Annotated in this window: 12 protein-coding genes, 1 pseudogene and 1 other annotated feature; all 13 genes and pseudogenes read left to right on the forward strand. The window is 36.7% G+C overall.

Annotation, left to right across the window (positions count from 1 at the left end):
* The first annotated feature begins 42 nt into the window (after window positions 1–42).
* The 13 genes and pseudogenes from msrB (at window position 43) to M1G05_RS01490 (ending at window position 12,396) form a co-directional block, all read left to right on the forward strand.
* The gene (gene msrB / locus M1G05_RS01435) at window positions 43–981 is read left to right on the forward strand and encodes a peptide-methionine (R)-S-oxide reductase MsrB (RefSeq protein WP_247952867.1); all 939 of its coding nucleotides are present in this window, start codon (window positions 43–45) and stop codon (window positions 979–981) included.
* 60 nt (window positions 982–1,041) lie between these two features.
* On the forward strand, window positions 1,042–2,766 hold the full coding sequence (locus M1G05_RS01440) for an ABC transporter ATP-binding protein (protein ID WP_247952868.1): 1,725 nt from the start codon (window positions 1,042–1,044) through the stop codon (window positions 2,764–2,766).
* A 1-nt stretch (window position 2,767) separates the two neighbouring features.
* A complete protein-coding gene (locus M1G05_RS01445) occupies window positions 2,768–4,516 on the forward strand; it encodes an ABC transporter ATP-binding protein (protein ID WP_247952869.1) in 1,749 nt (582 codons plus the stop codon).
* Between the two features lie 114 nt (window positions 4,517–4,630).
* Window positions 4,631–5,890 (forward strand): TRZ/ATZ family protein, encoded by a 1,260-nt coding sequence (locus tag M1G05_RS01450; protein WP_049515665.1) that lies wholly within the window; start codon window positions 4,631–4,633, stop codon window positions 5,888–5,890.
* Between the two features lie 76 nt (window positions 5,891–5,966).
* Window positions 5,967–6,102 (forward strand) — a sequence feature (ribosomal protein L10 leader region).
* 38 nt (window positions 6,103–6,140) lie between these two features.
* Window positions 6,141–6,641 carry a 50S ribosomal protein L10 gene (gene rplJ, locus M1G05_RS01455; protein ID WP_001287277.1) on the forward strand — a complete coding sequence of 167 codons (501 nt, stop codon included), beginning with the start codon at window positions 6,141–6,143 and terminating at the stop codon, window positions 6,639–6,641.
* Window positions 6,642–6,713: 72 nt separating this feature from the next.
* Window positions 6,714–7,082, forward strand: a complete 369-nt coding sequence (gene rplL, locus M1G05_RS01460; RefSeq protein WP_001196965.1) for a 50S ribosomal protein L7/L12 — start codon at window positions 6,714–6,716, stop codon at window positions 7,080–7,082.
* A gap of 201 nt (window positions 7,083–7,283) precedes the next feature.
* Complete coding sequence (locus M1G05_RS10010) at window positions 7,284–7,415, forward strand: hypothetical protein (protein WP_080976406.1); 132 nt, start codon at window positions 7,284–7,286, stop codon at window positions 7,413–7,415.
* Between the two features lie 38 nt (window positions 7,416–7,453).
* Window positions 7,454–7,531, forward strand: a pseudogene (locus M1G05_RS01465) (replication initiator protein A); the annotation flags it as partial.
* Window positions 7,532–8,142: 611 nt separating this feature from the next.
* Window positions 8,143–8,826 (forward strand): response regulator transcription factor, encoded by a 684-nt coding sequence (locus tag M1G05_RS01470; RefSeq protein WP_024057852.1) that lies wholly within the window; start codon window positions 8,143–8,145, stop codon window positions 8,824–8,826.
* On the forward strand, window positions 8,819–10,162 hold the full coding sequence (locus tag M1G05_RS01475; RefSeq protein WP_247952870.1) for a sensor histidine kinase: 1,344 nt from the start codon (window positions 8,819–8,821) through the stop codon (window positions 10,160–10,162). The genes M1G05_RS01470 and M1G05_RS01475 overlap by 8 nt, the downstream gene beginning before the upstream one ends.
* A gap of 170 nt (window positions 10,163–10,332) precedes the next feature.
* Window positions 10,333–11,019: an ABC transporter ATP-binding protein gene (locus M1G05_RS01480; RefSeq protein WP_247952871.1), complete on the forward strand. Its 687-nt coding sequence runs from the start codon at window positions 10,333–10,335 to the stop codon at window positions 11,017–11,019.
* A complete protein-coding gene (locus M1G05_RS01485; protein WP_000590350.1) occupies window positions 11,016–11,756 on the forward strand; it encodes a lantibiotic immunity ABC transporter MutE/EpiE family permease subunit in 741 nt (246 codons plus the stop codon). The genes M1G05_RS01480 and M1G05_RS01485 overlap by 4 nt, the downstream gene beginning before the upstream one ends.
* Complete coding sequence (locus tag M1G05_RS01490) at window positions 11,734–12,396, forward strand: ABC-2 family transporter permease (RefSeq protein WP_247952872.1); 663 nt, start codon at window positions 11,734–11,736, stop codon at window positions 12,394–12,396. The genes M1G05_RS01485 and M1G05_RS01490 overlap by 23 nt, the downstream gene beginning before the upstream one ends.
* The last annotated feature ends 51 nt before the right edge of the window (window positions 12,397–12,447 follow it).

The following is a 12,447-nucleotide window of genomic DNA, read 5'->3' on the forward strand; positions in this document are numbered from 1 at the left end:
TCGAAGAGTATTAGTTAAAAACTTGATAAAGGAGAAATAAAGATGGCAGAAATTTATCTAGCAGGTGGTTGTTTTTGGGGCCTAGAGGAATATTTTTCACGTATTTCTGGAGTGTTAGCAACTAGTGTTGGCTACGCCAATGGACAAGTTGAAACGACCAATTACCAGCTACTCAAGGAAACAGACCATGCGGAAACGGTCCAAGTGATTTATGATGAGAAGGCAGTGTCACTCAGAGAGATTTTACTTTATTATTTCCGTGTCATCGACCCTTTATCCATCAATCAACAAGGGAATGACCGTGGTCGCCAATATCGAACGGGGATTTATTACCAGGATGAAGCAGACTTGCCAGCTATCTACACAGTGGTGCAGGAGCAGGAGCGCATGCTGGGTCGAAAGATTGCAGTAGAGGTGGAGAAACTTCGCCACTATATTTTAGCTGAAGATTACCACCAAGACTATCTTAAGAAGAATCCTTCAGGTTACTGTCATATCGATGTGACCGATGCTGATAAGCCATTGATTGATGCCTCTAACTATGAAAAGCCTAGTCAAGAGGTGTTAAAGGGCAGTTTATCTGAAGAATCCTATCATGTTACCCAAGAAGCTGCTACAGAGGCTCCATTTACCAATGCCTATGACCAAACATTTGAAGAGGGAATTTATGTAGACATCACGACAGGTGAGCCACTCTTTTTTGCCAAGGATAAGTTTGCCTCAGGTTGTGGTTGGCCAAGTTTTAGCCGTCCGATTTCCAAGGAGTTGATTCATTATTACAAGGATCTCAGTCATGGAATGGAGCGAATCGAGGTTCGTTCTCGGTCAGGAAATTCTCACTTGGGTCATGTTTTCACAGATGGACCTCGGGAGTTAGGTGGACTTCGTTACTGTATTAATTCTGCATCCTTGAGTTTTGTATCCAAGGATGAGATGGAAGAGGAAGGATATGGCTATCTACTGCCTTACTTAAACAAATAAATCAGAGAGGGTGGGTACTTCCCACTTTCTTCATTTCTAGAATACGAATAGAAGGGATTTATGAAACACCTATTATCTTACTTCAAACCTTACATCAAGGAATCAATTTTAGCACCCTTGTTCAAGCTACTTGAAGCTGTGTTTGAGCTCTTAGTTCCTATGGTGATTGCTGGGATTGTTGACCAATCATTGCCCCAGAGGGATCAAGGTCATCTCTGGATGCAGATTGGCCTGCTCCTTATCTTTGCAGTGATTGGCGTTTTAGTGGCCTTAATAGCCCAGTTCTACTCAGCTAAGGCCGCGGTTGGATTTGCCAAAGGACTGACAGATGATTTCTATCGTCATATTCTTTCGTTGCCTAAGGACAGCAGAGACCGTTTGACAACTTCTAGCTTGGTCACTCGCTTGACTTCGGACACTTACCAGATTCAGACTGGTATCAATCAATTCCTGCGTCTCTTTTTGCGAGCGCCTATTATCGTTTTTGGTGCCATTTTTATGGCTTATCGCATCTCAGCTGAGCTGACTTTCTGGTTCTTGGTCATGGTTGTCATTTTGACCATTGTTATTGTAGGGCTCTCTAGACTGATTAATCCTCTCTACAGTGTTCTCAGAAAGAAAACGGACCAACTGGTTCAAGAAACGCGCCAGCAATTACAAGGTATGCGGGTTATTCGTGCTTTTGGACAAGAAAAACGAGAGTTACAGATTTTTCAAACCCTTAACAAAGTCTATGCAAGTTTACAAGAAAAGACAGGTTTCTGGTCTAGTTTATTACCCCCTTTGACCTATCTGATTGTCAATGGAACCCTCCTTATTATTATCTGGAAGGGATATGTTTCTATTCAAGGAGGATTGCTCAGTCAAGGTACTCTCATTGCCCTTATTAATTATCTCCTACAGATTTTGGTGGAATTGGTCAAGCTAGCTATGCTGATAAATTCTCTCAATCAGTCCTATATCTCTGCCAAGCGAATCGAGGAAGTTTTTGCTGAGGCTCCAGAAGATATTTATTTAGAATTAGAGAAAAAGCAAGTTACCAGCAATCAGATTTTACAAGTCCAAGAATTGACCTTTACCTATCCTGATGCGGCCCAGCCTTCTCTGAGAGACATTTCCTTTGATATGCAGCAAGGGCAAATCCTTGGTATCATCGGAGGGACGGGTTCTGGTAAATCAAGCTTGGTGCAAGTCTTACTTGGACTTTATCCAGCAGACAAGGGGAGCATTGACCTTTATCGAGATGGATGTAGTCCTCTTAATTTGAAGCAGTGGCGGTCTTGGATTGCCTATGTGCCCCAAAAAGTCGAACTCTTTAAAGGAACCATTCGTTCCAACTTGACTCTAGGTTTACATCAAGAAGTAACTGACCAAGAGCTTTGGCAGGCCTTGGAAATTGCACAAGCCAAGGATTTTGTCAGTGATAAGGAAGGACTCTTGGATGCTCTAGTTGAGGCAGGAGGGCGAAATTTCTCGGGCGGTCAAAAACAAAGGCTGTCTATCGCACGAGCAGTCTTGCGGCAGGGTCCGTTTCTCATCCTAGATGATGCGACTTCGGCTCTTGACACCATTACCGAGTCCAAGCTCTTGAAAGCTATCCGAGAAAATTTGCCAAATACGAGCTTAATTTTGATTTCTCAACGGACTTCGACGCTTCAGATGGCAGACCAGATTCTCCTCTTGGAAAAAGGTGAGCTCCTAGCTATCGGCAAGCACGATGACTTGATGAAGACCAGTCAAGTCTATCGTGAAATCAATGCATCCCAACATGATAAGGAGGACTAGTATGAGACGACAAACTGCAAACCAGACGAGCAAACGTTTGGCAAAAGATTTAGCAAGTCATACCTTCCTTCTTTTTCTAGCCTTTCTAGGAACCATTGCCCAGGTTGGTTTATCGATTTACCTACCAATCTTAATCGGACAGGTCATTGACCAAGTCCTAGTGGTTGATTCTTCACCAGTTTTTTGGCATATTTTCATTCAAATGATCTTGGTGGTTATAGGAAATACCCTTGTGCAGTGGGTCAATCCTCTCCTCTATAATCGCCTAATCTTTTCTTATACTAAAGATTTGCGAGAGCGAATCATCCATAAGCTCCATCGTTTATCGATTGCTTTTGTCGATCGGCAAGGCAGTGGGGAGATGGTCAGTCGTGTAACCACGGACATAGAACAGTTGGCAGCTGGCTTGACCATGATTTTTAACCAATTTTTCATTGGCGTCTTGATGATTTTAGTTAGTATTCTTGCCATGCTTCAAATTCATCTCCTCATGACTCTCTTGGTCTTGCTGTTGACGCCACTGTCTATGGTAATTTCACGCTTTATTGCCAAGAGATCTTATCATCTCTTCCAAAAGCAAACAGAGACTAGGGGAATTCAGACTCAGTTGATTGAAGAATCGTTGAGCCAGCAGACCATTATCCAGTCCTTCAATGCTCAGGAAGAGCTTATCCAAAGGTTGCACGAGGCTAATGCCAATTACGCAGGTTATTCTCAGTCAGCCATCTTTTATTCTTCAACGGTCAATCCTTCGACTCGCTTTGTAAATGCGCTTATTTATGCCCTTCTAGCTGGAGTGGGAGCTTATCGTATCATGATAGGCTCTACCTTGACCATTGGGCGCTTAGTGACCTTTTTGAACTATGTTCAACAGTACACCAAGCCTTTTAATGATATTTCTTCAGTGCTAGCTGAGTTGCAAAGTGCCTTGGCTTGTGCAGAACGTGTTTATGGAGTCTTAGATAGTCCTGAGGTGGCTGAAACAGGTAAGGAAGAGTTGACTAGTGACCAAGTTAAGGGAGCTATTTCCTTTAAACATGTCTATTTTGGCTACCATCCTGAAAAGATTTTGATTAAGGATTTATCTATTGATATTCCAGCTGGTAGCAAGGTGGCTATTGTTGGTCCGACAGGTGCTGGAAAATCAACCCTTATCAATCTTCTCATGCGGTTTTATCCCATTAACTCTGGAGATATCTTGCTGGATGGGAAATCCATTTATGACTATAGTCGTGCCTCTTTACGCCAGCAGTTTGGAATGGTGCTCCAAGAAACCTGGCTCAAGCAAGGGACCATTCATGACAATATTTCCTTTGGAAATCCTAAAGCCAGTCGGGAGCAGGTGATTGCTGCTGCAAAAGCAGCCAATGCAGATTTTTTCATCCAACAGTTGCCACAGGGATACGATACCAAGTTGGAAAATGCAGGAGAATCTCTCTCTGTCGGTCAAGCCCAGCTTTTGACCATAGCCCGAGTCTTTCTAGCTATCCCTAAGATTCTTATCTTAGACGAAGCAACCTCTTCCATCGATACGCGGACAGAAGTGCTGGTTCAGGATGCCTTTGCTAAACTCATGAAGGGGCGTACAAGCTTTATCATTGCCCACCGCTTGTCAACCATTCAGGATGCGGATATGATTCTAGTCTTAGTGGATGGTGACATCGTGGAGCATGGCAATCATCAGGATCTCATGGCTAGAAAGGGTAAGTATTATCAAATGCAGCAAGCTGCAGCTTTTAGCTTTGAATAATCCTTTCTGCTTTAAAATCTTATGAACGAAAAAAGTTGCCTTCGGGTGACTTTTTTGTTACAATAGCTAGAAAAATTATTCACTGTAAATTGTCTTATAGAAAAGGAGCCTAGAATGAAAGTCTTTCAGCATGTAAATATCGTGACTTGTGACCAAGATTTCCATGTTTATTTGGATGGAATCTTAGCAGTTAAGGATTCTCAAATCGTCTATGTTGGTCAAGAGAAGTCAGAGATTTTAGAGCAAGCTGAGCAGATTATAGACTATCAGGGCGCCTGGATTATGCCTGGTTTGGTCAATTGTCACACCCATTCTGCTATGACAGGATTGCGAGGAATTCGGGATGACAGCAATCTCCATGAATGGCTCAATGACTATATTTGGCCTGCAGAAGCAGGATTTACTCCCGACATGACTACAAGAGCGGTTAAAGAAGCTATGATAGAGATGCTCCAGTCAGGAACAACAACCTTTAATGATATGTATAATCCCAATGGTATGGATATTGAACGGATTTATCAGGCAGTGAAAACTTCCAAGATGCGTTGTTATTTCTCACCGACTCTTTTTTCTTCAGAGGCAGAGACAACTGCTGAAACTATAAGCAGAACTCGAGCAATCATTGAGGAAATTATTGGATATAAAAATCCAAATTTCAAGGTGATGGTAGCCCCACATTCTCCCTACAGCTGTAGTAGAGACTTGCTGGCAGAAAGCTTAGATATGGCAAAAGAGTTGAATATTCCTCTCCATATCCATGTTGCGGAGACCAAGGAGGAATCAGGGATTATCCTGAAACGATATGGCAAACGACCCCTCGCCTTTCTAGAAGAACTGGGTTACTTAGATCATCCGTCTGTCTTTGCTCACGGGGTCGAATTAAACGAGAGAGAAATTGAACGCTTGGCAACTTCTCAAGTGTCTATTGCCCACAATCCTATTAGTAACCTCAAACTGGCATCAGGGATTGCTCCTATCATTCAACTGCAAAAAGCAGGAGTAGCAGTCGGAATTGCGACGGATTCGGTTGCCTCCAATAACAATCTAGATATGTTTGAGGAAGGACGGACTGCAGCCCTTCTTCAGAAGATGAAAAGTGGAGATGCCAGACAATTTCCTATCGAAACAGCTCTCAAGGCGCTGACAATCGAAGGAGCTAGGGTCCTAGGAATGGAAGAACAGATAGGAAGTCTGGAAGTAGGTAAACAGGCAGATTTTCTCGTTATTCAACCACAAGGGAAAATTCATCTCCAACCCCAAGAAAATATGCTCTCTCACCTTATTTATGCTGTCAAATCCAGTGATGTTGATGATGTCTATATTGCAGGAGAACAGGTTGTCAAGCAAGGTAAAGTTTTGACGGTAGAACTTTAAAAGAAAAATCACGAAAAAATTTTAAAAAATGTTTGCAAAAATCTTGCATTCTTTTTTTGACTATGCTATACTTATATACGGTTTGAAAAAACTGCCTAAGACAGTAGGGGAGCTCGACTCATAAGTATCCTACCGAGGACAAAACGTATCATGTAAAAAGAAGCGTATTGTACTTTCGTGTCTAGGTTTGGGCGCGTTTTTCTTTTGAAAAATTTCCCCAAGCAAAATAATAACGGAGGTGAACACACTAATGAGTGAAGCAATTATTGCTAAAAAAGCGGAACTAGTTGACGTAGTAGCTGAGAAAATGAAAGCTGCTGCATCTATCGTCGTTGTAGACGCTCGTGGTTTGACAGTTGAGCAAGATACAGTTCTTCGTCGTGAGCTTCGTGGAAGCGAAGTTGAGTATAAAGTGATTAAAAACTCAATCTTGCGTCGTGCAGCTGAAAAAGCTGGTCTTGAAGATCTTGCATCTGTATTTGTTGGACCATCTGCAGTAGCATTTTCTAACGAAGATGTTATCGCACCAGCGAAAATCTTGAACGACTTTTCTAAAAACGCTGAAGCACTTGAAATCAAAGGTGGTGCAATCGAAGGCGCTGTCGCATCTAAAGAAGAGATTCTTGCTCTTGCAACTCTTCCAAACCGCGAAGGACTTCTTTCTATGCTCCTTTCTGTACTTCAAGCGCCAGTGCGCAACGTTGCTCTTGCAGTCAAAGCGGTTGCAGACAACAAAGAAGACGCAGCTTAATCTTAAGCTACGCAGCGTAGCCTAGCTACGAAAATCTATTATAAATTTAAAACATATTTGGAGGATATAACAATGGCATTGAACATTGAAAACATTATTGCTGAAATTAAAGAAGCTTCAATCCTTGAATTGAACGACCTTGTAAAAGCTATCGAAGAAGAATTTGGTGTAACTGCAGCTGCTCCTGTAGCTGTTGCTGCAGCTGGTGCTGCTGACGCTGGTGCTGCTAAAGATTCATTCGACGTTGAATTGACATCTGCAGGCGACAAAAAAGTTGGCGTTATCAAAGTTGTACGTGAAATCACAGGTCTTGGTCTTAAAGAAGCTAAAGAACTTGTTGATGGTGCACCAGCACTTGTTAAAGAAGGCGTTGCAACTGCAGAAGCTGAAGAAATCAAAGCTAAATTGGAAGAAGCTGGAGCTTCAGTTACTCTTAAATAAGAGGCATATACCAATTAGAATTCGGGATACTATAGTATCAGCCTTTTAGAATCGTGAACACATTTTAGAAACTGATAAATTAATTTAGTTTCCTACCAAAAACCCTACCAAAAATTAATTTGGCAGGGTTTTTCTTTTTAACAAATTTATCGTGGAGAACAGTTGAATATTGTTCTCCTTTTTTTATTTTCAGGAGGGAAAATGACAAAAGAATTACAATCATCACGCTATATTGTCATTTCATTTTTAGTACGTGAAATGAGAATTGATATTGTTGAAGCCATCTCTCGTATGGCTGAATTAGAAAAAAGTGGCTTGGTTCGATTGGAATAAAGTGGAGATTTAATACTCAAAGAACTTGGAGGGGCGCTATGAAACGAATTACCGCAAATCAATACCAAACTTCAGAACGGTATTATAAATTACCTAAAATTCTTTTTGAGAATGAGGAGGATAGGAATACTCAACCTATCTTGAAAAGAAAAGTTGAAAAGGTCACATTTCTTTATCATTTTTAACCTTGCTTTACTTGTCTTGGCAGGCTGGGCTGGGCATAAGTGGAAGAAGGGATAGAAAATAATCTGAACAAGTTCAAAACGTATTCCGTTTTTTTAGGACATGAAAAATTTTAGAAATTGATTCTTTCTTAAATTTGAATTTCACTAGTAGTGTAAAGATGATTTTTTCTCTGAATAAAATCTGAATTTTCTCTGATACAATCTCAAATGTCAAGGTTCAATAATTGTTGCTTCAGTAGGTGATGAGGGTCTAGATTAAAATAATCAAGAAGCATTGAAACATTACGTTGGAGAACTTAAGGGGGAGGATTATTCATATATAGATGGGAAAGTTATGGTTATTTCTGCTGGATAAGAAATGATATTGATGGCACTCAAATTATATTATTAAATATTACGAATTTTGTTCAAGATAGTGTAAAATAGATTTATACTAGTTTCTAAAAATTTAATTTACATTACAAACTGATGTATTGAGACTATTCTTTGTCAGAAATACGGAGCATTGCAGGTAGTTCTCTAAAATTTTTTGAGGTGATAGAATGTATAAGATATTAGTTGTAGATGACGATTTTGAAATTTTGAAATTGATGCGAACTATTTTAGAGATGAAAAACTATCAGGTAACGACGTATCAAGAAGTGACTGCACCAATCAATATTAATAATTTCAAAGGATTTGATTTGATTTTATTAGATGTAATGATGCCTAATATAGATGGTATGCAAATTTGTAAGCAGATTAGAAATAAAGTAAGCTCCCCTATTATTTTTGTTAGTGCAAAAGACACCGAAGATGATATAGTATCAGGATTGAATTTAGGAGGAGATGACTATATTACAAAACCTTTCAGCATCAATCAATTAATTGCTAAAGTTGCTGCAAATCTCAAACGAGAAGAACGATACAAACAAGGTGAATTAAGTAATCAAATTGTTCGAGAATTATCTCCAATAACGATTTATTTACAAGAAAAAATTGTTTGTATTAATGGAGATAGTCTTGCCTTTACAAGTAGAGAATATGATATCATAGAGCTATTATCTAGCAATCCAAGAAAAATTTTTACTGTACAAGATATATATGAAAACGTTTATGATGATGATGCTGAAACCCTCTTTCGTTCAATATCTGAGTATATCTATCAAATAAGATTAAAATTCTCATCCTATGGAATTAATCCTATAAAAACAGTTAGAGGTATGGGATACAAGTGGCATGATTAAGAAGAATAGTACAATTAGAGGACGTATAATAAGGACTGTTTTAGAACTAGTAACAGGTACGTTACTGAGTATACTTTTATTTTTTATATTTACTTATTTACTTGTTTTTACAGGACAATTAAATGTATACGACTCTAAAATTGAAATTTCAGTGAGTGATACCAGCAATTTAAGTGATGTAGTTCAAGCAATGAATAACTCTATATTTGACTATGTTGTATTTAATCGCAAGACAGGTACAATTGAAGAGGGTAATTATCAAAAAAAGGATTTGCCTGCCTATCGAGAAGTTTTTGCTAAAAATGAATCTGTAAGTAATAGTGAGGTGTATTATGGGTATTATGCTAATTCAGAGATTGTACTTACTGTCAGGCAACCCATGATACCTGAGTTTGTTAATCCGAATTTGCGTCACATTTCATTTAATCTATTTTCTTATTTATTTTTCTTCGTTTTCGAAACGATTTTACTCATTTGGTCACTTACAAGATTAATAAAAGAATTTTCAAAAAATTTTCTACTTATACAAAAAAAAGCTTTAAACATGGGGCAGTTAACATTTAAAGAAAAAAAGATTCCAGCTCAAATACAAGAGTTCGATGAAATTCTTTCTGTATTATATCAAAAGGACGACGAGTTAACTAATTTACTCAAATCAGAGAGAAGGGGGAAGGAAGATTTATCTTTTCAAGTTGGTGCATTAGCTCATGATGTAAAAACTCCTTTAACAGTACTAAAGGGAAATTTAGAGTTGCTTGAATTAACTAACTTGACTGTTCAACAGAAGGAATACACTCAGTCAATGAATAACAGTATAGTAGTTTTTGAAAGATACTTTAGTTCAATGATTGATTATTCAAGATTACTAATTGAAGATAAAGATTATGGAGAACAGATACATTTATCCGAATTTTTAAGTGAGCTGTCAGTAGAAGCGAAATCTGTAATGAATAATGCAAAGGTTGATTTCAAAATTATTAATACTACAAAATTAATATTTTTTAAGGGAAATCGCTTTAATTTAAATCGGGCATTAATTAACATTTTAGCAAATGCAGCAAGATATAGTTCTGGAGAAAAAAAAGTTACGCTTACTATCATTGAGGAAACAGAGTATATTAATTTTGTAGTGTGGAATAATGGTCTGCCTTTTACTGAACAGTCCTTATTAAATGCAGATAAGTTATTTTATACTGAGAATAAAGGTAGGAATAATAAGCACTATGGTTTAGGGTTAGCATTTGCTAAACAAGTTGCAACTAGACATTTAGGAGAATTGTTTTTATCAAATCCAGATAGAGGTGGCGCTCAAGTGACGTTGCTTATTAAAAAATAATTCTGTAAGGATATATTAGATAGCTTCCATATAATAGTTATGTATAAAAATAGATGGTTTTCTAAATTGAGGACTGTCTATTTTTTTAATTTTGTAAAATTGGAAATTCTGAACAAATTTTGAAAAATAAAGTATAACATACAAGTATAAAACAAGGAGGAATTATAGTTATGAATATACAAGTTCAAAAACTTAGAAAATCATATAAGGATAGAGAAGTACTGAAAAATATTTCTTTTGAAATAAAAGAGGGGAGTATTTGTGGATTATTAGGTATTAATGGTGCAGGAAAATCAACAATTATGAAGATTATTTTTGGTCTTGAAAATGCTGATAGTGGTACGGTTATTTTTAATGGGAAAAAAAATGCGGGTATATATGAGATTGGAGCGCTTATTGAAACTCCTGCTATCTATATGAACTTATCTGCATTTGATAACTTAAAAACAAGAGCATTGTTATATGACATTTCTGACGAACGAATTAATGAAGTATTAAACTTGATTGGGCTATCTAATACGGGAAAGAAAAAAGCAGGGAGCTTTTCTTTAGGTATGAAACAACGTTTGGGATTAGGTATGGCAATAATTACTAGTCCAGATTTGCTCATTTTAGATGAACCTACCAATGGATTGGATCCAGATGGTATAAAGGAATTGTTGAATTTAATGATTTCTTTAAAGAAATCAGGAATGACAATTCTTTTATCTAGCCATCAACTGTATGAAGTTAGTAAAGTGGCAGATAAAGTTGTTATTTTACATGATGGTCAAATTTTTTACGATGGTTCGAATGTTCAAAGTGATGATTTAGAATCTTTATTTATAAGAATTGTTCATGGAGGTGACGCAATATGATAAAAATATTTAAATCAGAATGGTTAAAACAGCGAAAAAATACATCCAAAAAATTCTTGATAATAGCTCCTGGATTGTCGATTTTAATAGCTGTATTACTTGTTGGACCGAGTATTCTAGAAAGTTTTTCAATATATTGGTGGGAAGCCGTCTTTTTGTACACGCTTATTGGATTGTTATTTTTATATGATTATAAAGCAGAAGAAGCTGCAGGAAACTTCCAGAATATATACTTTCGAAATGATAGCATAAAAATATATATCGTAAAGATACTTTTAAAATTAAAAGATTTACTCATTTCGAACGTATGGTTTTTAGCTATATTATTATTTACAAGTAATTTTTTGTATGGCGACTTAATATCATTGAATATAATTGGTGACTTAATTTGTTTAGTACTTATTTCGATAACATCCATATGGGTATTGCCACTCTTGTATCTATTTTCGAAACGGATCAACCCCTATATCTTAGTATCTATTAACTCCTTGATTTGTTTTTTGGTTGCACCTTTTATCGCTCAAAGTAGCTTTTGGTTCTTCTTTCCTTTTACATATCATTATAAAATTGCTTATAGTCTTATGTATATAAAACCGTCAGGAGATTTAGATTTAACAAATCATGTAACAGACGTTAAAATGGTAGTATTTACCGTATTTCTATCATTGATTCTATTTATTGTTTCTTTGTTAATGTTAAATTGGAGGTTAAGTAATGATCCAATTGCTAAAAAGTGAAATGATTAAATTTAAAGGTTCGTATCAACTATACATTATTTTGATTTTGTCTACTATACAACTATTGACAATTCCAATTTACATATTATCTGTAAATAACACAATTGTATTGGAAAATATTATCTTTTTACCCATGTTAGGCTATTGCATGATAACTACGATAATCACTTTATTAGTATCTGAACAAGAAATCAATGCTAATAATTATCAGAATATTAAAGGCTCGAGAAATACAGCCAGTATATGGGGAGCGAAAATTTTTGTGTTAGATTTACTATTATCTTTACTTACTATTCCTTTATGGGTAGTTGTAGGTATAGAGTTAGAACACTTTTCATATTATTTTTACGTAGGAATAGTTAGTTGGTTATTACTAATATTGCTAAATCATTTCCACATGCTATTGACATTGTTTATTGCGAAAGGCGGCAATTTACTTATTGCTGTTGTAGAAAGTTTATTTATATTATTTGCAACAAATAAAGTTTTTCTTAATATTTTTTGGATTCCAGTAATTTTACCAGTTAATATAATTTTAGAAAATAATTTTAGAAACACAACCAATTTATTAGTTTTAACTTTTTATGTTGTATTATTGTTTGTTGCTAATTTAGTAGTTGTAAGCAGAAAAGGTGTTTAATTATATACTATGATTGAAATGAAGGGAGTGTTAAATTTTTGGATGGAAGTT

The organism is Streptococcus mitis (genome assembly GCF_023109515.1).
GTDB classification, from domain to species: Bacteria; Bacillota; Bacilli; order Lactobacillales; family Streptococcaceae; genus Streptococcus; species Streptococcus mitis_CS.

Excerpts from the sequence above, each read along its gene's own strand:
- msrB (WP_247952867.1), top strand. The coding sequence starts at position 43 with ATGGCAGAAATTTATCTAGCAGGTGGTTGTTTTTGGGGCCTAGAGGAA.
- M1G05_RS01440 (WP_247952868.1), top strand. The coding sequence starts at position 1,042 with ATGAAACACCTATTATCTTACTTCAAACCTTACATCAAGGAATCAATT.
- M1G05_RS01445 (WP_247952869.1), top strand. The coding sequence starts at position 2,768 with ATGAGACGACAAACTGCAAACCAGACGAGCAAACGTTTGGCAAAAGAT.
- M1G05_RS01450 (WP_049515665.1), top strand. The coding sequence starts at position 4,631 with ATGAAAGTCTTTCAGCATGTAAATATCGTGACTTGTGACCAAGATTTC.
- rplJ (WP_001287277.1), top strand. The coding sequence starts at position 6,141 with ATGAGTGAAGCAATTATTGCTAAAAAAGCGGAACTAGTTGACGTAGTA.
- rplL (WP_001196965.1), top strand. The coding sequence starts at position 6,714 with ATGGCATTGAACATTGAAAACATTATTGCTGAAATTAAAGAAGCTTCA.
- M1G05_RS10010 (WP_080976406.1), top strand. The coding sequence starts at position 7,284 with ATGACAAAAGAATTACAATCATCACGCTATATTGTCATTTCATTTTTA.
- M1G05_RS01470 (WP_024057852.1), top strand. The coding sequence starts at position 8,143 with ATGTATAAGATATTAGTTGTAGATGACGATTTTGAAATTTTGAAATTG.
- M1G05_RS01475 (WP_247952870.1), top strand. The coding sequence starts at position 8,819 with ATGATTAAGAAGAATAGTACAATTAGAGGACGTATAATAAGGACTGTT.
- M1G05_RS01480 (WP_247952871.1), top strand. The coding sequence starts at position 10,333 with ATGAATATACAAGTTCAAAAACTTAGAAAATCATATAAGGATAGAGAA.
- M1G05_RS01485 (WP_000590350.1), top strand. The coding sequence starts at position 11,016 with ATGATAAAAATATTTAAATCAGAATGGTTAAAACAGCGAAAAAATACA.
- M1G05_RS01490 (WP_247952872.1), top strand. The coding sequence starts at position 11,734 with ATGATCCAATTGCTAAAAAGTGAAATGATTAAATTTAAAGGTTCGTAT.